The following is a 19,968-nucleotide window of genomic DNA, read 5'->3' as shown; positions in this document are numbered from 1 at the left end:
TGACTGTTTTGGGTATGAAATTTAATGCCGTTTATTCACTAGGAGCGGGCTTTAGCCCACTTAAATAATAAAAACATATCCAATGGCTTTAGCCAAAACCTAATAGTCACGCAAAGTTCACAAAGAACTTATAAATGGGTTGAAATTGTTTGCAAAGGCGTTTCACTCAGCAAAGGAAATCTGTGGTTAAGAAAACAAAGGTGATTCTAAAAATGAATATCCTAACAAGTGCTTATTGGCCGGAATTTTGTACATTTAAGTAGACCTATAAACCCAAATGCTGTATGAAAATCTTTTATCATCTGATGCTTTTTGTTTGTTTTATCAACACAAGCATTGTACAAGCTCAAAATAATTATCCACAGAATTATTTCAGAAATCCTCTCAATATTCCCATGCAGCTTGCGGCTAACTTTGGTGCAATCAGGACCAATCATTTTCATATGGGGCTGGATCTGAGAACCAACAGCCAGGAAAATCTTCCGGTTCTTGCAGCTGCAGAAGGTTATGTAAGCAGAATAAAAGTGGAAAGATATGGCTTTGGAAATGCTGTCTATATTACTCATCCCAACGGTTTTACCACAGTATATGCACACCTGAACAAATATTTCAGTAAACTTGATGAATATGTAAAAGAAAGACAATATAAAGACGAAAAATGGGAACAGGATATCACTTTCCAGCCCGGACAATTTCCGGTGGATAAAGGACAGCAAATTGCATTGAGTGGAAATACCGGAGGATCTGCCGGTCCGCATCTGCATTTTGAAATAAGAGATACCAAAACAGAAGAATGTCTTAACCCGTTACTTTTTGGCTTTGCCATTCCAGATAGTATAGCCCCAATTATTAGCGGATTGTATTGGTATGACAGACGTTTCAGTACTTATGAACCAGGAGCGAATGGAATTGCAGTAAAAAAGGCGGGAAATGTTTATACTTCTAATCTCGTTCAGGTTAATTCTCCAGAAATAAGTTTTGCGATTAAGGCAGTAGATAAAGCTAATCAAGGTTTTAATCTGGGCATTTATAATGCAGAACTATTGATGGATGGCAAGCTGATTTACAGTTTTAAAATTGATAAAATACACTATGATGATACCCGATATATCAACGGCTGCATAGATTATACTAAATTCATCAGGGATAAAATAGGAATTCAGCATTTATCTGATTTGCCGGGAATGAAGCTTCAGAATTATAGTCTTCCCAACTCAACAGGGATTATCAACCTTAAGGATGAAAATGTTCATACCATTGAAATTGTTCTGAGAGATGTCAAAGGAAATACGAGCCGCTTAACAACAAAGCTTCAGCTCAATACAACTTTAGAAAAAGTATCTTCTACAGGGAAAACCGTAATGCCAAATGAAGGAAAAATCATTGCTACCGAAAATGCAGAGATTAGCTTCAGTAAAAATGCAGTCTACGATGCTGTAAATTTTAAGGCCTATGAAAAACCGGATACAGATCCAAATGCTGTTTCAAATACCATTGTTTTGCATAGCCCATATATTCCTGTTCAGGATGAATATACTTTGAAAATAAAACCGAATAGAAAGCTAACTAATGCAGAAAAAGAGAAAGCTGTTATTCTCCTTGATTATGGCAGCGACAAAAATGTTGTAAAAGTAAAATGGAATGGTGATCGGGCAGAAGGACAATTCAACAGATTGGGTATTGCAAAATTATTGATTGATAATAATCTGCCATCTGTTTCATCAAATTGGACAGAAGGAGCAATGGTTAATAGTAATTCATTACTGTTAAAAGGGACGGCAAGAGTGGGAGATATTATTTCATTCCGGGCCGAACTGGATGGAAAGTGGCTTCGCTTTGCCCGCGTAAAAGATAATTTTGTCTACATTTTTGATGAAAAATGCCCGAAAGGATCAGGCGCGCATACGCTGAAGGTAACCACCATCAATACTGCTGGCAATACCAATACACAGACTTTTACCTTCCAGAGATAAAAGCTGTGGCAGAATTCATGAATACATTTTACATGAATACATCTTACAATCATGTAATTTTAAATAAATTTGCCTTTTAAAAATTAAAATCATTGGAATTTCATCCGTTAATCGAGAAAGCAGGGATTCAGGAAATCAAAATATTTCAGGAAGAAAAACTTCATGAGCTTTTGACTTATCTTGAAACTTATTCACCTTTTTATCAGAAACTGTTCAAAGAAAATAATATCAATATTGCCGATATCTGCACTTTGGAAGATCTTCAGAAGATTCCTACTACTACAAAGAATGATCTACAGCAGTATAACCATGATTTTTTCTGTATAACGCCGGATAAAATTGTCGATTACAGTACCACTTCCGGAACATTGGGAGATCCTGTAACCTTCGGATTGTCCGACAACGATCTTGAGAGGCTTGCTTACAATGAAGCGATATCATTTGCGTGTGCAGGAATTCAGAAAGGATATGTGGTTCAGATGATTACGACCATTGACAAGCGGTTTATGGCTGGTCTTGCCTATTTTTTAGGTCTAAGAAAAATGGGAGCTAGTGTGGTGAGAATGGGACCTGGAATTCCTGAACTTCAGTGGGATTCTATTTTCAGATATAAACCTAAATATTTGATTACAGTACCTTCTTTTCTGCTGAAAATGATTGATTATGCCGAAAAACACGGTTTGGATTATAAAAATTCCAGTGTTTACGGGGCTGTGTGTATCGGAGAAAGTATCAAAAATCAGGATTTTACGGATAATATTCTTTCTCAGAAAATCAAAGAAAAATGGGATATAAAACTTTTTTCAACCTATGCCTCTACAGAAATGAGTACCGCTTTTACAGAGTGCGAATTCCAGATCGGAGGACATCATCATCCGGAACTGATCATTACAGAAATCCTGGATGATAACGGAAATCCGGTAAATGAAGGAGAAAATGGAGAATTGACCATCACTACTTTAGGAGTAGAAGCCATTCCTCTCTTAAGATTTAAAACCGGTGATATTGTAAAAGCTCATTATGAACCATGTCAGTGCGGAAGAAACACGATGAGGTTAGGACCTGTTGTAGGAAGAAAGCAGCAGATGATCAAATACAAAGGAACAACTTTGTATCCGCCTGCTATGAATGATATTTTGAATGATTTCAACAATATCTTATGCTATCAGATCGTTATTCAGGCTAACGAAATAGGGCTTGACGAAATTATCATTAAAATAAGCACAAAAGAAGAACATGATGGTTTTGTAAATGAAGTCAGAGACCACTTCCGTGCAAAACTGAGAGTAAGCCCAAAAATTGAAATCATAGATTTTGATATTTTGTCTAAAACCGTTTTTAATCCAAACAGCAGAAAGCCAATCACTTTTATTGATTTAAGATAAAATTAAAAATAAAGAGTCATATAAATACTTGCTTTTATAATATCTTTGGGCTCTTAATTAAAAAAACTAATAGCATATGAGAAAATTATTATTGCTGGTATTCATGGTGACAATGACAATGGCTTTCAGTCAGGAAAAAATGAAAATTGTTGCAGGAAATCTGAATGTCTTAAAAGATCAGACCGAAGTAAATGTTGAGGTTGAATTTGAGAACGTACTGTTTATGAAAGAAAATATTACAGAAGCTCAATACCTTGAAAACAGAAAAAAACAAGTTCTTGACAATCCTAAAAGAGGACAAACGGCATGGAATGAATGGATTGGAGAGTGGGGAAAATATAAAAATGAGTATGCAGATTATTTTGCAAAAGGGCTTAATAAGACGTATAAAAACATTTCATTTAAAAAAGATCCTTCCGCAAAATATACCCTGCTGGTGGAAACAAACTGGATTTTCCCGGGCTGGCATGCCGGATTAACTGCTATGACTGCTGAGATAACAGGTAAGATAAAACTTATAGAAACCAATAATCCTTCTACAGTCTTAGCTGAAGTAGAGCTTAAAAAATTTGACAAATTTGTTCAAAATGAAGAATTTGTAATGGAGTATGGGAGAATAGCTGCGGCTTACGAATCCGTTGGAAGATATTTAGGAAAAGAAATTAAAAAGTCTTTAAAATAAAACAAAAAACGGTCTGAAAATTCAGACCGTTTTTTTATGCTTGATTTTGCTGTTCCTGCTTTTCTAACTTAATCAGGTTCGCAAGGTTTTTAATAACTGTATCGTGCTTTTTCACAAAAGGATTGTCTTTGTTCCAGACATAACCTGCTAAAACAGCACATATTTTTTTCTTTACATCCGGATTTTCCGGTTGGTGGAAAAATAATTCCTGAAGATTTCCGGTATACCATTCTTTCACATAGGTGGTGAAAACGTCCACACCGTATAGAATGTAGTCTGTGTATTCCTTCTGCCAGTCAATTTTTTCTCCGTTTAACTGTCTTAAAGCCAGTTTTGCAGCAAGCATTCCGGATTCTGTGGCAAAAGCCATTCCCGAAGAGAAAACAGGATCAAGGAATTCTGAAGCATTCCCGGTTAAAGCAAATCCATCTCCGAATAAACTTTTAACGGAACATGAATAATCTTTCAGATGTTTAGGTTCAAAAAGGAAATCTACATTCCCAAAACGTTTTACATAATAATCAGAAAGAGAAATGGCTTTTCTCAAAGCTTCAGTGGTATCTCCGTTCTCAGATAATTTGTCGATATATTCAGTAGGGCCTACAATTCCTAAACTTGTGTTTCCGTTAGAAAAAGGAATTACCCAAAGCCATACTTCTGTTTCAATAATGTCAAAAGAAATTAAAGTACCTTCCTCTCCTGGTTCTCTGTTGATATCATTTACATGAGAGAAAATGGCAGAGTGGGGAGACAATTTTGAAGGTTTTTCTAAATCAAGCAGACGAGGCAGTACTCTTCCGTAGCCGCTGGAATCAATCACAAACTTAGCATGGATTTCCTTCGTTTCTCCATCTTTAGTTCTTACCGTAGTTACAGAATCTGTTCCTTCAAATTTGATGTCAATAACTTCAGTTTCAAATTCAAGATCAACTCCTTTATTAATGACCTCCTGAGCAAGCGTATTATCAAAATCAGCTCTCGGAACCTGCCAGGTCCAGTCCCAGCCTTCCCCGAATTTGTTGCTGAAATCAAAAATGCAGACTTCTTCACCACGAAGGAAACGTGCTCCAAGCTTTTTTTCAAAGCCCATTTTGTCTAATGCAGGGAAAAGTCCGGCCTCCTCAAAGTGATCCATTACCCTCGGAATTAAGCTTTCACCCACTACCAGTCTGGGGAATTTTGTCTTTTCGACTACTTTTACGCTGACGTTATGGTTCTTCAGGTATGAAGAAGACACGCATCCGGAAGGTCCGGCTCCGATTACAAGAACGTCAACAAATTCTTTGCTCATCTTTGATTTTTTATTTTAATAATAACTTTTATCTTTGCCGCAAAATTAGTGACAAATAATTAATATTTTACAAAATTATCAACTATTACTTTTAATTGATGAAAATAAATAACTTTTTAGAACTGAAAGACTTTCAAAAAATTATCATTGAGAATGAAAAAATAGAACTGGATGAATCACTTTTATCAAGAGTGGATAAGAGTTTTCAGTTTTTAAAGGAGTTTTCAAAAAATAAAGTAATATATGGCGTAAACACCGGTTTTGGGCCGATGGCTCAGTTTAAAATCAGTGATGAAGATACACACCAGCTTCAGTATAACCTGATCAGAAGTCACTCTTCAGGAATCGGAAATCCTTTACCTGCAGATGAGGTGAAAGCATGTATGCTGGCAAGACTGAATACTTTGTCATTAGGGAATTCAGGAGTACATCAGTCTGTTATTCATCTTCTTCAGGAGCTTATTAACAGAGATATTACCCCATTGATATTTGAACATGGAGGAGTAGGAGCAAGCGGTGATCTTGTTCAGCTGGCTCACCTGGCTTTGGTATTGATAGGAGAAGGAGAAGTCTTTTATAAAGGGGAAAGAAAATCTACAAAACAGGTTTTTGAAAAAGAAGGACTGGAACCGATAAAAGTAGAGATCCGTGAAGGTCTTGCTTTGATGAACGGAACTTCCGTAATGTCAGGAATAGGTATTGTGAATGCTTATAAAGCGAATCAGCTTACAGATATTTCTCTTAGACTTTCTTGTGCGATCAATGAGATTGTACAGGCTTATGATGATCACTTATCAGAAGCACTGAACGGAACGAAAAAACATTACGGTCAGCAGAAAGTGGCAGAAAGAATGCGTGCTCATCTGGCAGACAGTAAACTGATCAGAAAAAGAGAAGAACACCTTTATACCCACTTTGAAGAACAGGAAAAAGTATTCAAGGAAAAAGTTCAGGAATATTATTCTTTACGATGTGTTCCTCAGATTTTAGGTCCGGTATTGGATACGTTGGGATATACAGAGAAAGTACTTGAAAATGAGATCAACTCAGCCAATGATAACCCGATTATCAACGTTGAGGACCAACATGTTTATCACGGAGGAAACTTCCATGGAGATTACATTTCTCTGGAAATGGACAAACTTAAGATTGTGGTAACCAAACTAACAATGCTTGCGGAAAGACAATTAAACTATCTTCTGAATGCTAAAATCAATGAAATTTTGCCTCCTTTTGTAAATTTAGGTAAATTAGGTTTCAATTTTGGGATGCAGGGAGTACAGTTTACGGCAACTTCTACCACGGCAGAAAGTCAGATGTTGTCAAATTCTATGTATGTTCACAGTATTCCAAACAATAATGATAATCAGGACATCGTTAGCATGGGTACCAATGCTGCGGTAATCTGCAGAAAAGTGATTGAAAATGCTTTTGAAGTATTAGCGATCGAAGCTATTACGATCATCCAGGCTGTTGAATATCTTGGATTCCAGGATAAAGTTTCATCGTCTACAAAAGAACTGTATGACGAAATCAGAAAAATTATTCCTGCTTTTTCGGACGATATGGTCATGTATCCGTATCTGGAAGAAGTGAAGAAATATCTGAAAGGAATGTAACTATTAGCTGTCATGTATTGTCCATTCAATAAAGGCATCCTGCATCAACTTAAAAAAACTAAAAACGATATAAACACTAACGCATGAAATGTGCAATTGTAACAGGAGGCTCCAGAGGCATCGGGAGAGCAATCTGTATAAAACTGGCTGAAGAAAAAAACTATCACATTCTGATCAACTACGCTTCAAACGAAACCGCAGCAAACGAAACGTTGGCTAAAGTGGAAGAATTAGGTGCTACCGGAGAAATCCTTAAATTTGATGTAGGAAACACCGAAGAGACAAAGACTGTTTTGACAGAATGGCAGGAGAGAAATCCTGACGCGGTGGTAGAAGTTATCGTCAATAATGCCGGAATCACAAGAGACGGTCTTTTTATGTGGATGCAGAAAGAAGACTGGAACAGTGTGATCAATACAAGTCTTGACGGGTTTTTCAATGTAACCAATTTCTTTATCCAAAAGCTGCTTCGTAACAAATACGGAAGAATCATCAATATGGTTTCGGTATCCGGAGTAAAAGGAACAGCCGGCCAGACAAATTACTCTGCTGCAAAAGGCGCTGTAGTAGGTGCTACAAAAGCTCTGGCTCAGGAAGTTGCCAAAAGAAACGTTACCGTAAATGCTGTAGCTCCTGGTTTCATCAAAACAGATATGACTCAGGATTTTAATGAAGAAGAACTGAAAGCGATGATTCCTGCCAACAGATTCGGAGAAGCAGAAGAAGTGGCGGATCTGGTAGCATTTTTAGCATCTAAAAAATCTTCTTACATTACAGGAGAAGTGATTAATATTAACGGAGGAATTTATTCATAACATGGAAAATAGGGTTGTAATTACCGGAATGGGAATTTATTCCTGCATCGGGACGTCTTTAGAAGAGGTCAGGGAATCCCTATATCAAGGAAAATCCGGTATTGTTTTAGATCAGGACAGAAAAGAATTTGGTTTCAGGTCTGGCCTTACAGGAGTTGTTCCGAAACCCGATCTGAAAAATCTCTTAAACAGACGCCAGCGTATCAGTATGGGAGAAGAAAGCGAATATGCTTATCTGGCTACCATTGATGCTTTAAAACAGGCAAATCTGGATGAAGAATTCTTAGATTCTCATGAAGTGGGAATTTTATATGGAAATGACAGTGTTTCCCAGGCAGTCGTAGAATCTATTGATATTGCAAGGGAAAAGAAAGATACAACATTGATGGGGTCGGGAGCGATTTTCAAATCAATGAACTCAACAGTGACAATGAACCTTTCAACTATTTTTAAACTGAAAGGAATCAATCTTACCATAAGCGCGGCATGTGCAAGCGGTTCACACTCATTGGGACTGGCTTATATGATGATCAAGAATGGTTTTCAGGATATGATCATCTGTGGCGGAGCTCAGGAAACCAACAAATATTCCATGGCGAGCTTTGATGGGCTGGGAGTGTTCTCAGCCAGAGAAGATGAGCCTACGAAGGCATCAAGACCTTTCGATGCAGAAAGAGACGGATTGATTCCGAGTGGTGGTGCAGCCAGTCTGATTGTTGAAAGCTTAGAATCTGCTCAAAGAAGAGGTGCTCCTATCATTGCAGAAATTATCGGATATGGTTTCTCTTCAAACGGAGGTCATATTTCAACACCCAATGTGGATGGGCCAGCTTTGGCAATGGACAGAGCATTAAAACAATCAGGGTTAAAAGCTTCAGACATCGATTATATCAATGCTCACGCAACTTCTACCCCAATTGGTGATGCCAATGAGGCCAAAGCAATCTATGAAATTTTCGGAAGTGAAGTTCCGGTAAGTTCTACCAAATCTATGACCGGGCATGAGTGCTGGATGGCAGGTGCAAGTGAAGTGATCTACTCTATTCTGATGATGCAGAACGATTTTGTAGCCCCGAATATTAATCTGGAAAACCCTGATAATGAAGCACAAAAGATAAATTTAGTCGCAAAAACAAAAAATCAAAAAATTGATGTATTTTTGTCGAATTCTTTTGGGTTTGGGGGAACCAATTCTGCATTAATAGTTAAAAAATTTGATTAAAAACATGGAAAGGGAAAAAATTGTTGCTATCGTTAATGATTTTCTGGTAAACGAATTCGAGGTAGACGGAGACGAAATCAGTAATGATGCCAACCTTAAAAATACACTAGGCTTAGACAGCCTGGACTATATCGACATGGTAGTCGTGATCGAATCCAATTTCGGGGTGAAATTAGGAGAAGCAGATTTCAAAAAAATGGTAACATTTGATGATTTCTATACAACGATTGAAAATAAGATTGCTGAAAAAAACGCGTAGTTATTGAGTAAATCTTTATTCTATAAAATGTGCCAATGTAATAATATCAGGGTGATCCGGTAACGGTTACTTTTAAAAAGGGTATTATTACATTGGTTCTCTGTTATATTAAATTCTATATATGAACAAGTGGAAAGGTAAATCTAAAGGAACAGTACTCGGATACAGAATATTCGTCTGGTGTATTAGAAATATCGGGATCAGAAGTTCATATGGTGTGCTGTATTTTGTAGCAGCTTATTACTCACTGTTTCAGAAGAAAAGTAACCAGTATATTCTTTATTATTTTCAAAAAAGACTGAATTACGGATACTGGAAATCCAAAGCCTCTATCTTTAAAAGCTATTTTACCTTCGGAAAAGTTCTGATTGATAAAACTGCTATTTCTGCCGGGCTCAGAGAAAAATATACTTATGAGTTTGACGGCATTGAAAATCTTAGAAATCTTTTAGCCGCTAAAAAAGGAGGCGTTCTCATCAGTGCTCATATCGGTAATTTTGAAATTGCTGAACATTTTTTTGCAGATATCGACTTTGATTGCCAGATCAATCTGGTGACTACAGATCAGGAAGTTACCGTGATTAAAGAATATCTGGAGAGCGTTGCCGTAAAAGAAAGTAATATCAAGTTCATCTATGTAAAAGAAGATATGTCTCATATCTTTGAGATCAATCAGGCTTTGTCTAATAATGAACTGATCTGCTTTACAGGAGACCGTTATTTTGAAGGATCTAAATATCTGGAAGCAGAACTGCTTGGGAAAAGCGCAAAATTTCCGGCTGGTCCGTTTTTGATTGCCTCAAGATTGGGCGTTCCCGTAGTATACGTCTATGTGATGAAAGAGAACAATCTTCATTACCACCTGTATGCAAGAGTGGCCCAGAATATCAAAAATCGTGATTCACAAGGACTTTTACAGTCTTATGTTGATAATCTTGAAACCATGGTGAAAAAATATCCGCTTCAATGGTTTAATTATTTTGATTTTTGGGACGATATAGATTAATTTTTCTATTTTTATCCCGTAAAAACTAACGAAAAACTAACAACCATTAAGATTTACTAAGAATTAAGATCATTAAATAGTATTTCCAAATAGAATTTCTTTGCTTACTGTACCAAAGTAAACTTTAAATATCTTAAATTCCCTGTTTCTTAATTATTAAAAGCACATTCTCTTTTGAAGAAAGCATACGACATACTTGTAATCGGCAGCGGATTGGGAGGTCTTGTTTCAGCTCTTATTTTGGCGAAAGAAGGTCTGAAAGTGTGTGTGCTTGAGAAAAATAACCAATACGGGGGAAATCTGCAGACTTTTTCAAGGGACAAACTGATTTTTGACACGGGAGTTCATTATCTTGGAGGTTTATCCAAAGGGCAAAACCTGCATCAATTCTTTTCCTATCTGGAAATTCTGGATGATCTAGAACTTCACCTGATGGATGAGGACGGATATGACAGGATCAGTTTTGGGGATGATGAAATAGAATATCCACATGCACAGGGCTATCAGAATTTCGTTGAGCAGCTTTCCAAGTATTTTCCTGAAGAAAGAGGAAACCTTGAAAACTACTGCGAAGAGATTCAGTATGTCTGCAGCCAGTTTCCAAGATATCATGTGGTAGGAAAAGATAATTACAACGAGGAAATTCTGCATCTTAATACCAAACGATTTATTGAATCCGTTACCCAGAACAAAAGACTTCAGGCTGTTTTACTGGGCTCCAATTTTTTATATGCCGGAGACTCTGAAAATGTACCTTTCTACGTACATGCTTTAACGGTAAATTCCTATATCCAAAGCGCTTACAAGTGTGTAAAAGGAGGAAGCCAGATCTCTAAACTTCTGATCAGAAAACTTCGGGAATATGGAGCAGAAGTTCACAAGCATTCGGAAGTTTCCGAATTTGTTTTTAATGAAAATAATGTATTAGCATCCGTAAAAACGAAAGAAGGAAAAGAATACTCTGCAAAACAGTTTATCTCAAATATAGAGATTCGTTCCACCATTAATCTGATAGGAGAAGAAAGACTAAAAAAATCCTTTCTGAACAGGGTTTTAAGCTGGAAGCCGGTTTCATCGTGTTTTAGTATTTATCTGGTTTTAAAACCTCAAAGTCTTCCGAATTTCAATTACAACAGGTATCACTATTCATCAGAAGAACAAGTCTGGAACGCATTCCGTTATCAAAAAGAATCATGGCCGGAAACCTATATGCTTTCTTCCACACCTTCGAAGCATTATCCCGAATTTGCAGAAAGTCTTACCGCAATTTCCTATATGGATTTTGATGAGGTTAAAGAATGGGAAAATACATTCAATACTGTAGCGGATGAGCATGAAAGAGGAACTGCTTATGAAATATTTAAGCTTGAAAAAACAGAAAAAATGCTGGACGCTCTGGAAAAGAAAATTCCCAATCTAAGGCGTGCCATCAAAACAATATATACTTCTTCTCCCTTGTCTTACCGGGACTATATCGGGAATTTTGAAGGAAATATGTATGGATACATGAAAAGCTCTGAGAATCCTCTTAAAACAATGGTTTCTCCCCGCACGAAAATCGACAATCTGTTTTTGACAGGGCAATCTGTGAATATGCATGGGATTTTAGGAGTGACCATCGGTGCTTTTAATACCTGTGCAGAAATTCTGGGAAAAAAAACGATTGACACGCGGTTGAGACAAATGATTAATAAAAACTAAAGTGAAAAAAACGAAAACCATTTATTCACCCTATAAAAGAACTCTTCTTTACCTTACTTTTTGTTTTTTCCTCATTTCCTGCGGAATATCAAAATCTATCCATCACATTCCCAATGTAAAACAATATGCTCTGGAAGTTCCAAAAGTAAACAAGATTAATGACAGCACTTTCAGCTACAATCAGAATTATCTTACCAAAAATAAGCAGCAGCTCTGGGAACTTTATATTAAAGGAAATCCTTTGCAGCTGGGATATAACAACGGAGCATTGACACAAAGTTTGATGCAGAAGCAGGAAAGCATTTTCTTTTCAAAAGTGGAAGGATTTGTGCCTTCAAAATTCCGACAAAGGCTGCTAAGAGGTTTTTTAAAATGGTATAATAGAAAAATGTATCTCAATGTAAGAGAAGATTATCAGGCAGAATTATATGGTTTGTCACAATATTCATCGGATCAGTATGATTTTATTGCTCCCAAATATTTAAGAAATCTTTACCTGCACGGAGCCCACGATATCGGACATGCCATGCAGGATCTGGCCATGGTAGGCTGTACTTCACTCGCTGTATGGAACGAAAATACGGAAGACGAAGACTTGTTGATCGGAAGAAATTTTGATTTTTATGTAGGAGATGACTTTGCAAAAAATAAACTGGTAGAATTTGTTCAGCCCGAAGAAGGAATTCCATACATGTCAGTAAGCTGGCCGGGAATGATAGGTGTTGTTTCCGGGATGAATAAAGAAGGAATCTCAGTGACAATTAATGCCGGGAAATCAAAAATTCCTTTGACAGCAAAAACACCTATTTCTCTTGTTACAAGAGAAATTCTGCAGTATGCTAAAAATATTGAGGAAGCAATTGCTATTGCTAAAAAAAGAAAAGTTTTCGTTTCAGAATCCATCCTTGTGGGAAGTGCAGCAGATAAGAGTGCCGTAATCATCGAAGTTTCACCTAAAAATTTCGGAGTGTACAGCGTAAAGAATACCAGCAGAGTTCTTTGCACCAATCATTTCCAGTCTGAAGCTTATAAAGACGACAAAAGAAATCATAAACATATTGAAGAAAGCCATTCGGAATATCGTTATGAAAAACTTCAGGAGCTTTTGCAGGAAGAAAAGAAAATAACCCCGAAAAAAATGGCTTCCATTTTAAGAAACAGATCCGGCTTAAAAGATGAAAGTATTGGTTATGGTAATGAAAAAGCGCTTAATCAGCTTCTGGCTCATCATGCGGTCATATTTTCGCCTCAGAAAAAACTGGTCTGGGTTTCTTCAAATCCTTATCAGTTGGGAGAATTTGTTTGTTATGACCTGAACGAAATTTTTTCAGATAAAGGATTACAGCCGGATAATTTTTCAAAATCAAATCTGAATATTCCACGTGATCCTTTCGCAGATTCTGAAGAATTCCAAAACTATGAATTGTCTAAAATGTATGGTAAAGAAATCAATGAGGCTGCTAACGATAAAAATACCCTGTTGACAGATGGTGTTATCCCTTCTTATCAATCTATGAACCCGGATTTTTGGATGGTCTATTATCAATCTGGAAAGTATTATTTTAACAAAAAAGAATATTCAAAGGCAAAAACTGAATTTGAAAAAGCTTTGACGAAAGAGATTACGACTGTTCCGGACAGAAAAAATGTGGAAAAATACCTGAAGAAAACTTTAAAGAAACTGAAATGATCCCCAAATATATAAAACTGCTGTTCTGTATTCCTTTTGTTATTATCATCTGTTATTCTGTGTATTTGTGCACTGTTTACAGCTCAATACCTGACACCATAACTATTCACGGGTACGGAAGTATGAAAGACAATTATGGAAGTAAAATCTTTCTTGTGTTTCCCGTATTGATGAATCTGGCTGTTCTTGTGTTTATTTGGCTGATCATCAGAAGGCCTGATAAAATAAAATTTACTTTTGAAGTCAATGAGGAGGAAAGAGAAAAAATATACCATATCACCCAATTAGCTCTGGTTATTATTTCGATATTTGTTACCATAATGATGACGCCACTATCATTTGCTGATGTGGTCTTTAAATAATTGATTATGAAAAAACTTTTAACCTTATTCTTTACCGCATCTGCTCTTTTATTCTTTTCTCAGGATAGAAAAGAGATCGGAAATACTTTCATTAAAGCTTTGCTTGTAGATAAAAATGCAGAAAAAGCACATTCTTATTTCGACCCTTCCGTAGCAGGACAAATTCCGGTGGATCAGCTTAAAGCTATTACAGAACAGCTTCAGGGGCAGATTGGGAGTTTGAAAATAATTCTTGAAGTGAACAATGAGGGAAATATTTACTATTATTATTCAGAATTTGAAAAGACTAAACTGGATGTTCAGCTTACCTTTGGAGAGAATAATAAAATACTCGGCTTCTTTTTAGTCCCTCATAAACCATTTGAAAAGCCGGATGAGAAGACCACATTGAAAATAAAAAGTGATGCAATTGAACTGAATGGAACACTATTAATTCCTTCTTCCAATGATAAAAAGAGATTAGTTATTTTTGTTCATGGCTCAGGAGCTCATGACAGAGACGAAACCATTGGAGAAAACAAACCGTTTAAAGATATTGCGGAATATCTTCTCAACAACGGAATTGCTTCTTACCGATATGATAAAAGAACCTATTCCTACCCTGAGACATTTAATGAAAAATCTACTGTAGAAGAGGAGACGGTCAATGATGCCGTAAACGCAGCTCTTTATTTTAAAAATAATGTTGATTATAAAGGATATCAGATTATCATTCTTGGGCATAGCCAGGGAGCGTATATGATGCCAAAAATTGCAGAAAAAGCTCAGGTTTCAAAATATGTTTTTATGGCCGGGAATACGAGACCATTACAGGATTTATTAGTGGAACAGTATGATTATCTTCATGCTATAGATCCAGCTAAAGTTCCAGCTGAGGCTGTACAGGAAGTAAAAAAGCAGGTAGCATTTTTAAACTCGTCCAAATTTACTCTGGATTCTCCGTCATCGGATCTTCCTTTAGGACAGTCTGCGGCCTATTGGAACTATTTAAAAAAATATAATCAGCTTAATGAGGTTAAAAAAGTAAAAGCTCCCATGTTTTTTGCACAAGGGGGAAGAGATTATCAGGTAACGGAGAAAGATTTCAGCCTTTGGAAAGAAACATTGAAAAATGATAAAACAACAGTTTTTAAGTTTTATCCTACATTAAGTCACTTATTTATTTCCGGCACCGGCAAACCATCTCCAAAAGATTATGAAACAAAAGGAAAAGTGGATGAACAGTTTTTAAAAGATCTGACACAGTTTATTCTGAAATAATTTATTCAGTGTAAAATAGAAAGCAATAACTAAATTATAATGAGCCTGGAACTTTGTCCCGGGCTTTTTTAATTATTTTCCGGACTTACTTTATTCAGAAAGAAAAAAACAGTTGCCCCTGCAATAGCAGAAAGCGTAGTGCTTAAGATAAAACTGCCAATGATATATTGAAGAAGGTTGTTTTTAATCAGTTCAAAATTTAAATCCTGGCTTAAAATATCGCTGTCACCACTTACAAATGGTGCTCCAAGAAAAAGAGAAGCTGCAATAATAAAAGGAATAAAAGGAGGAAGGCTCACATTGGAAGCTACAAATGCAAGTACTTTATTAAGTTTGAAAAGTACAGATAAACTGATGACCAGAAGTGTCTGAAATCCCCAGAAAGGAGAAAGTCCTATAAAGACTCCCAGTGCTATAGAAAATGCTTTTGTACGGTTGCTTCCGTCACTTTCTAAGACGTCTTCCTGTATGAATTTTTTAAAGCTTTTTTTTTTGAAATTATTCAGAAAATTTCTCGGAATAATATAAAACAACGTAATGGTTACCAGAATTGTATTCAAAATACTGATTCTCGTAAAATCTTTGAAAGGCCTGAAGTGTGAAACCCGTTCTGCCGGATCATACAAAACCTTGATCGGAACATTTTTTACCGGAACATTTTTCCATGCAGTTCTTACAATGATTTCGATTTCAAATTCAAACTTAGGGGTAAAATATTTCTTTGGAATTTTATGTAAAGGATAAAGCCTGTAACCGGACTGCGTATCTTCCAGTTTTATACCGGTTTCAAACCAGAACCAGAAATTGGAAAAACGGTTTCCAAAACTGCTTTTCTTAGGAATACCATCCTGAGACATATTTCTGTTTCCGATCAGAAGAACTTCTTCTTTTTCCTGAAGAAGGGCCTCTACAAATACAGGAATATCATCCGGATAATGCTGTCCGTCTGAATCAATAGTAATGGCATAATCATACCCTGATTTCTTTGCTGCTCTAAAACCTGTTTTTAGTCCATTTCCTTTTCCCTTGTTCTCCGGTAAGGAGATTACCGTAATCTGAGGATATTGGGCAAGTATCTGAAGAGTGGAATCCGTGGAGCCATCATTGATCACAATAATACTTCCGGTGTAGTTGAGAACACCGTCAATAACCCTATTCAGGGTCTTTTCATTATTGTAGGTAGGTATTAAAACGCATATCTTCTTTTCAGAAATTGCATTTTGTACTTCAGCAAGGAACATTTTTTTATTTTAAAGTGGCTCTTTCCGCCTCTGTAATGGTTTTAGACTGCATTGCAAACCTTTTGATATAGCCTTTTAATGCTGCATTCTGTTTGCTGTAATTGTTCAGAAGAAATGTTTTATCATCCTTCAGGCTTCCGCGGTATCCAACAATTTTCGGGATGTTTTCCTGAACACTCATTCTGATCAGGCGAAGCTCTGCATTGTTAGGGTTACTTTTGATAACAGCTTCAAGACTTGTTGCTCCTGTTTTTACCAGTGATTTTCTATTGTTTTTGGTAATTTTTGCTTCCATGATCTTTGCAGCAGCTTTATATCCAACGCTCACAGCATCAGAACCGGATTGTTTTTCAGCGGTTTCAATGAAGTTTTGTGTATTGCTGTTAGACTCATTGGCCTTAGCATAGCTGTTTCTCAGTGTTTCAAGATCAGACTGAAAGAAAAAAATAAATGCCGTGAAGAAAGATAAGATTAATTTCATGACGATAATTTTTTATAGCTTACAGACAGTTTTAATGCAATAGTCTCGCCAAAAGATGTTGTATTTTTTACTTTCACCTCATCTTCACTTTCGTTAATATCCAGTTGAAGTTGTAAGTCAGGGGTCTCAAAAGGATTGATAATGGCCATGAATTTTACATTGGATGCTGTTTTTAAGAATAATTTTGAACCTGTAAATTCCTCAGTCAGTTCTTTAATGATCTGCATCATACAAACACCGGGAGTTACCGGATTTCCAGGGAAGTGTCCTTTGAAAATATCGTGGTCTTTATTAAGATGAATATGAGCAATAAACTTTCCGTCTTCTGCCTTCTCATACGATGTTAAAGTATAAAAATCTGTAAGAATGGTTTGCATGATCTTATTTTTTAAGATTAAATGTATAATACACTCCCGTCTGGAATGTTACGTTGGTATTGTCATTATTAATATGTACAAAACCTTTTTTAATTCGGGCCTCAACGCCTATATTTTTTGTAATGTCATAACCGGCTCCAAATAACAACCCCAAATCTCCACCAATAGGAGAGTCGATATTTTTATGATCTGTCAGAAGTTCCAAAGTCGGACCAAAATGAATATTAAATTTTTCAAAATAGAATTTATTCACTACTGCTCCTCCCACATAAGAAAGAGTTACTGTTTTTGAAGAAACAGCAGGATTTTGGCTTTCAAATCTTGCTCCCTGACGGGTATAATAAATTTCCGGCTGAAGAGCGTAGAACTTTGCAAACCGAATATTGGCCTGGAAACCTATGTAGAAATCTACTTTTGATTTAATATCATAGGCATTGGCTCCATAGTGATATCCCTGATTATCATTATAATAAAAGGACTCATAGGCAGGTCCGTCAGATATATGTGAAATATTTGCACCCACTCTGATTCCCGGATTGAACGTTACCTGGGCAAAAGATAAACAAGTGAAAAGTGCAAAAAGTAAGAAAAATATTTTTTTCATGTTGGAAGTTATTCGGTTTCGGTTATTTGAAATAGTTTTATATTGATCTTAAAATCTTTGTGCTGTAGATTTAAGCTGTCCGCGAAGATAGTTTTTTTTGCATCAAAAGTAAAATCGATTTTTTCCTTATTATTTTTCGTGTAAATGATCTGTTTCAGTAAACCATTTTCCTTGTTGAAAAATAAATAATAGCTTTTATTCTCAATTTTTGAAAGATAAATTTTATTATTGTCATTCTCAAAGCTCTCGCTTACAGGATACTCTCTTTTCAAAAGCTGCTGAAAGTCATTCTTCAGAAAATTAATCACTATTTTTTTATCCAGATCAGGAAGTACATAATTCAGTTTAAAATTATTGTCAGAAATCTCAAAATCAATCAGTTTATTTCCGAAATCTGATGTTAAAGCGACACGGTGCGTTGTTTCATTCAGTTTTTTAATGATCAGAATTCCGCTCACATGGTTTTTATAAATATCCATCTGGCATTTGTATACATAATCTTCACCGGAAGAGAAGTATAAGTTTTCCACCATTTTTTCAGAAGAGGAAACTGGTTTTGCTTCTGTTAACTTGTATGTTTTACAGGAAACAGCCAGTATCAGAATCAGGCTATAAAGTAAACTCTGACGCAGGAATTGAAGCATTGATTCTTGTATTTTTGAAAACAATATTCGTAGTATCTCCGGAAGCCTCAGTCATATTCACCTGAGAAACCGTTGACTGGTTCTTTGGGAAAAACAGCTCGATCTGTTTGATGTATTTTAAGAGCTGTGATGTCTTGGGAATAAATTTCGCCACATTGTAATTTCCATTCTTAAAATACGTTACTGTAAATTCAGGATCATTAAACATCGTTCCGTTTGAGCTTCCCACAATCAGTTTGTTAATTTTTTCAAATGTTTTGCTCTTGGCATCTACAGATGATTTTTTCCCCTGGTCATTGATGAAGATCTTATTGCTTTTAAAAACAATGTTGTATTGATAAGGTTTTGTGTATTTCCAGCTCAGCATATTAGGAGTTTGTAATGACATCTTCCCATAGGTAACGATGCTTTTATCCAGGAAGTCCATTTTTTTGGTCTGGGTAAAATCACTCTGCAAGGTTTTAATCTCTTTCGTATCTGAAGAAACCTTCGATACAAATGCTTTGGCTTCAGCTCCCGACATTGCAGTGTTTTGTGCAAAAAAGAAACCGGAAACCAGTAAGAATGCTCCGAAAGCAATGTTTTTAATCATTTCTATTTGAATTTATCACTGTATCAACAGTAAAGGTTGAATATTTTTTGTCCTCCAAAAATACTAATAAATTGGCCAGCACGCGAAAAGTCTTTTCCGAAGTGTCATGCAGAAGGATAATGCTCCCTTTTTTCAAGCCTTTGGTCACTCTGCCGTAGATTTTCTTCTCATCATCAATGATGGTGTCTAAAGACCGTACATTCCATCCGATGCTTGCTTTATGAGTTTGTTTGATTGCCTTCGCAATATTGGGGTTAGTCACTCCGAAAGGCGGCCTGTAGAGATTGGTTTTAATATTTCCAATATTCTTAATGACTTCATCACATCTTTCAATTTCCTCAATCATTTTTGAAGTAGATAAAAACCCTGTGGAATTGGAATGTGATAAGGTATGATTCCCAATCGTATGGCCTTCTGCAATGATTCTCTGAAATGTTTCAGGATACTTTTCAATCTGTTTTCCAATACAGAAAAAGGTGGCTTTTACCTGATGCTCTTTAAGCAGGTCTAAAAATTTAGGTGTAAATTCAGTAGGTCCGTCATCAAACGTAAGGGCAACTTCTTTAGCTTTGGTCCGCTTATGAGTAATACTGTTGACAAAATATCCCAGTTCGATATCAAATGAGCCCCAAACTACCACTGCAGAAAAAGCAAAAAAACAAAACAGATACACCCAAAAGCCTCCATGGAACGCATAAATAAAAACGTTACAGAAAAGGTAGAACAGGATGAAGGGATAGTGTTTCATTGCTGATTACTTTTTT

The 19,968-nt window shown here is 36.2% G+C and carries 20 protein-coding genes; 12 read left to right on the top strand and 8 right to left on the bottom strand.

Going from position 1 to position 19,968, the window contains the following annotated elements; translation table 11 throughout:
- Positions 1-284 precede the first annotated feature (284 nt).
- The 3 genes from OL225_RS18935 (at position 285) to OL225_RS18925 (ending at position 4,040) form a co-directional block, all read left to right on the top strand.
- Positions 285-1,973, top strand: a complete 1,689-nt coding sequence (locus OL225_RS18935; protein ID WP_264519240.1) for a M23 family metallopeptidase — start codon at positions 285-287, stop codon at positions 1,971-1,973.
- Between the two features lie 92 nt (positions 1,974-2,065).
- Positions 2,066-3,358 (top strand): phenylacetate--CoA ligase family protein, encoded by a 1,293-nt coding sequence (locus OL225_RS18930; protein WP_264519239.1) that lies wholly within the window; start codon positions 2,066-2,068, stop codon positions 3,356-3,358.
- Positions 3,359-3,434: 76 nt separating this feature from the next.
- Positions 3,435-4,040 carry a hypothetical protein gene (locus OL225_RS18925; RefSeq protein ID WP_264519238.1) on the top strand — a complete coding sequence of 202 codons (606 nt, stop codon included), beginning with the start codon at positions 3,435-3,437 and terminating at the stop codon, positions 4,038-4,040.
- Between the two features lie 34 nt (positions 4,041-4,074).
- Here OL225_RS18925 and OL225_RS18920 read toward each other — a convergent pair whose 3' ends face one another.
- Positions 4,075-5,331, bottom strand: a complete 1,257-nt coding sequence (locus tag OL225_RS18920) for an NAD(P)/FAD-dependent oxidoreductase (protein ID WP_047377382.1) — start codon at positions 5,329-5,331, stop codon at positions 4,075-4,077.
- A gap of 98 nt (positions 5,332-5,429) precedes the next feature.
- Between OL225_RS18920 and OL225_RS18915 the strand changes: the two genes are divergently transcribed.
- The 9 genes from OL225_RS18915 (at position 5,430) to OL225_RS18875 (ending at position 15,265) form a co-directional block, all read left to right on the top strand.
- Positions 5,430-6,950 carry an HAL/PAL/TAL family ammonia-lyase gene (locus OL225_RS18915; RefSeq protein WP_264519237.1) on the top strand — a complete coding sequence of 507 codons (1,521 nt, stop codon included), beginning with the start codon at positions 5,430-5,432 and terminating at the stop codon, positions 6,948-6,950.
- Positions 6,951-7,033: 83 nt separating this feature from the next.
- Positions 7,034-7,765, top strand: a complete 732-nt coding sequence (gene fabG / locus OL225_RS18910; RefSeq protein ID WP_264519236.1) for a 3-oxoacyl-ACP reductase FabG — start codon at positions 7,034-7,036, stop codon at positions 7,763-7,765.
- Position 7,766: 1 nt separating this feature from the next.
- Positions 7,767-8,987 (top strand): beta-ketoacyl-[acyl-carrier-protein] synthase family protein, encoded by a 1,221-nt coding sequence (locus OL225_RS18905; protein WP_264519235.1) that lies wholly within the window; start codon positions 7,767-7,769, stop codon positions 8,985-8,987.
- Positions 8,988-8,991: 4 nt separating this feature from the next.
- Positions 8,992-9,246, top strand: a complete 255-nt coding sequence (locus OL225_RS18900; RefSeq protein WP_047377388.1) for an acyl carrier protein — start codon at positions 8,992-8,994, stop codon at positions 9,244-9,246.
- Positions 9,247-9,367: 121 nt separating this feature from the next.
- Positions 9,368-10,252, top strand: a complete 885-nt coding sequence (locus tag OL225_RS18895; RefSeq protein WP_264519234.1) for a lipid A biosynthesis acyltransferase — start codon at positions 9,368-9,370, stop codon at positions 10,250-10,252.
- A 174-nt stretch (positions 10,253-10,426) separates the two neighbouring features.
- Complete coding sequence (locus OL225_RS18890) at positions 10,427-11,953, top strand: phytoene desaturase family protein (protein WP_264519233.1); 1,527 nt, start codon at positions 10,427-10,429, stop codon at positions 11,951-11,953.
- Position 11,954: 1 nt separating this feature from the next.
- Positions 11,955-13,643, top strand: a complete 1,689-nt coding sequence (locus OL225_RS18885) for a C45 family autoproteolytic acyltransferase/hydolase (protein ID WP_413541861.1) — start codon at positions 11,955-11,957, stop codon at positions 13,641-13,643.
- A complete protein-coding gene (locus OL225_RS18880) occupies positions 13,640-14,005 on the top strand; it encodes a hypothetical protein (protein ID WP_264519232.1) in 366 nt (121 codons plus the stop codon). The genes OL225_RS18885 and OL225_RS18880 overlap by 4 nt, the downstream gene beginning before the upstream one ends.
- A 6-nt stretch (positions 14,006-14,011) precedes the next feature.
- On the top strand, positions 14,012-15,265 hold the full coding sequence (locus OL225_RS18875; protein ID WP_264519231.1) for a DUF3887 domain-containing protein: 1,254 nt from the start codon (positions 14,012-14,014) through the stop codon (positions 15,263-15,265).
- A 68-nt stretch (positions 15,266-15,333) separates the two neighbouring features.
- On the opposite strand, the gene OL225_RS18870 is transcribed toward OL225_RS18875, so the two are convergent.
- From OL225_RS18870 to OL225_RS18840, 7 genes are read right to left on the bottom strand one after another with little or no spacing between them, the layout of a single operon-like run.
- Positions 15,334-16,506 carry a DUF2062 domain-containing protein gene (locus OL225_RS18870; protein ID WP_264519230.1) on the bottom strand — a complete coding sequence of 391 codons (1,173 nt, stop codon included), beginning with the start codon at positions 16,504-16,506 and terminating at the stop codon, positions 15,334-15,336.
- Positions 16,507-16,510: 4 nt separating this feature from the next.
- Complete coding sequence (locus OL225_RS18865; protein ID WP_264519229.1) at positions 16,511-16,987, bottom strand: hypothetical protein; 477 nt, start codon at positions 16,985-16,987, stop codon at positions 16,511-16,513.
- The gene (locus OL225_RS18860) at positions 16,984-17,364 is read right to left on the bottom strand and encodes a 3-hydroxyacyl-ACP dehydratase (RefSeq protein ID WP_081995489.1); all 381 of its coding nucleotides are present in this window, start codon (positions 17,362-17,364) and stop codon (positions 16,984-16,986) included. Before OL225_RS18860 ends, OL225_RS18865 begins: the two co-directional genes overlap by 4 nt.
- A 4-nt stretch (positions 17,365-17,368) precedes the next feature.
- Complete coding sequence (locus tag OL225_RS18855) at positions 17,369-17,968, bottom strand: PorT family protein (protein WP_264519228.1); 600 nt, start codon at positions 17,966-17,968, stop codon at positions 17,369-17,371.
- An 8-nt stretch (positions 17,969-17,976) separates the two neighbouring features.
- A complete protein-coding gene (locus OL225_RS18850; protein WP_264519227.1) occupies positions 17,977-18,612 on the bottom strand; it encodes a hypothetical protein in 636 nt (211 codons plus the stop codon).
- The gene (locus OL225_RS18845) at positions 18,578-19,204 is read right to left on the bottom strand and encodes a LolA family protein (protein ID WP_264519226.1); all 627 of its coding nucleotides are present in this window, start codon (positions 19,202-19,204) and stop codon (positions 18,578-18,580) included. The genes OL225_RS18850 and OL225_RS18845 overlap by 35 nt, the downstream gene beginning before the upstream one ends.
- Positions 19,197-19,952, bottom strand: coding sequence for a polysaccharide deacetylase family protein (locus OL225_RS18840; RefSeq protein ID WP_264519225.1), 756 nt, complete (start codon positions 19,950-19,952; stop codon positions 19,197-19,199). Before OL225_RS18840 ends, OL225_RS18845 begins: the two co-directional genes overlap by 8 nt.
- Between the last annotated feature and the right edge of the window lie 16 nt (positions 19,953-19,968).

It is taken from the genome of Chryseobacterium viscerum (genome assembly GCF_025949665.1).
GTDB lineage: Bacteria > Bacteroidota > Bacteroidia > Flavobacteriales > Weeksellaceae > Chryseobacterium > Chryseobacterium viscerum_A.
Note: the sequence above shows the minus strand (reverse complement) of the source record. Positions and strands in the feature narration are given on the sequence as shown.

Coding starts and splice junctions, on each gene's coding strand:
- OL225_RS18935 (WP_264519240.1), top strand. CDS start 285: ATGAAAATCTTTTATCATCTGATGCTTTTTGTTTGTTTTATCAACACA.
- OL225_RS18925 (WP_264519238.1), top strand. CDS start 3,435: ATGAGAAAATTATTATTGCTGGTATTCATGGTGACAATGACAATGGCT.
- OL225_RS18920 (WP_047377382.1), bottom strand. CDS start 5,331: ATGAGCAAAGAATTTGTTGACGTTCTTGTAATCGGAGCCGGACCTTCC.
- OL225_RS18915 (WP_264519237.1), top strand. CDS start 5,430: ATGAAAATAAATAACTTTTTAGAACTGAAAGACTTTCAAAAAATTATC.
- fabG (WP_264519236.1), top strand. CDS start 7,034: ATGAAATGTGCAATTGTAACAGGAGGCTCCAGAGGCATCGGGAGAGCA.
- OL225_RS18905 (WP_264519235.1), top strand. CDS start 7,767: ATGGAAAATAGGGTTGTAATTACCGGAATGGGAATTTATTCCTGCATC.
- OL225_RS18900 (WP_047377388.1), top strand. CDS start 8,992: ATGGAAAGGGAAAAAATTGTTGCTATCGTTAATGATTTTCTGGTAAAC.
- OL225_RS18895 (WP_264519234.1), top strand. CDS start 9,368: ATGAACAAGTGGAAAGGTAAATCTAAAGGAACAGTACTCGGATACAGA.
- OL225_RS18880 (WP_264519232.1), top strand. CDS start 13,640: ATGATCCCCAAATATATAAAACTGCTGTTCTGTATTCCTTTTGTTATT.
- OL225_RS18875 (WP_264519231.1), top strand. CDS start 14,012: ATGAAAAAACTTTTAACCTTATTCTTTACCGCATCTGCTCTTTTATTC.
- OL225_RS18870 (WP_264519230.1), bottom strand. CDS start 16,506: ATGTTCCTTGCTGAAGTACAAAATGCAATTTCTGAAAAGAAGATATGC.
- OL225_RS18865 (WP_264519229.1), bottom strand. CDS start 16,987: ATGAAATTAATCTTATCTTTCTTCACGGCATTTATTTTTTTCTTTCAG.
- OL225_RS18860 (WP_081995489.1), bottom strand. CDS start 17,364: ATGCAAACCATTCTTACAGATTTTTATACTTTAACATCGTATGAGAAG.
- OL225_RS18855 (WP_264519228.1), bottom strand. CDS start 17,968: ATGAAAAAAATATTTTTCTTACTTTTTGCACTTTTCACTTGTTTATCT.
- OL225_RS18850 (WP_264519227.1), bottom strand. CDS start 18,612: ATGCTTCAATTCCTGCGTCAGAGTTTACTTTATAGCCTGATTCTGATA.
- OL225_RS18845 (WP_264519226.1), bottom strand. CDS start 19,204: ATGATTAAAAACATTGCTTTCGGAGCATTCTTACTGGTTTCCGGTTTC.
- OL225_RS18840 (WP_264519225.1), bottom strand. CDS start 19,952: ATGAAACACTATCCCTTCATCCTGTTCTACCTTTTCTGTAACGTTTTT.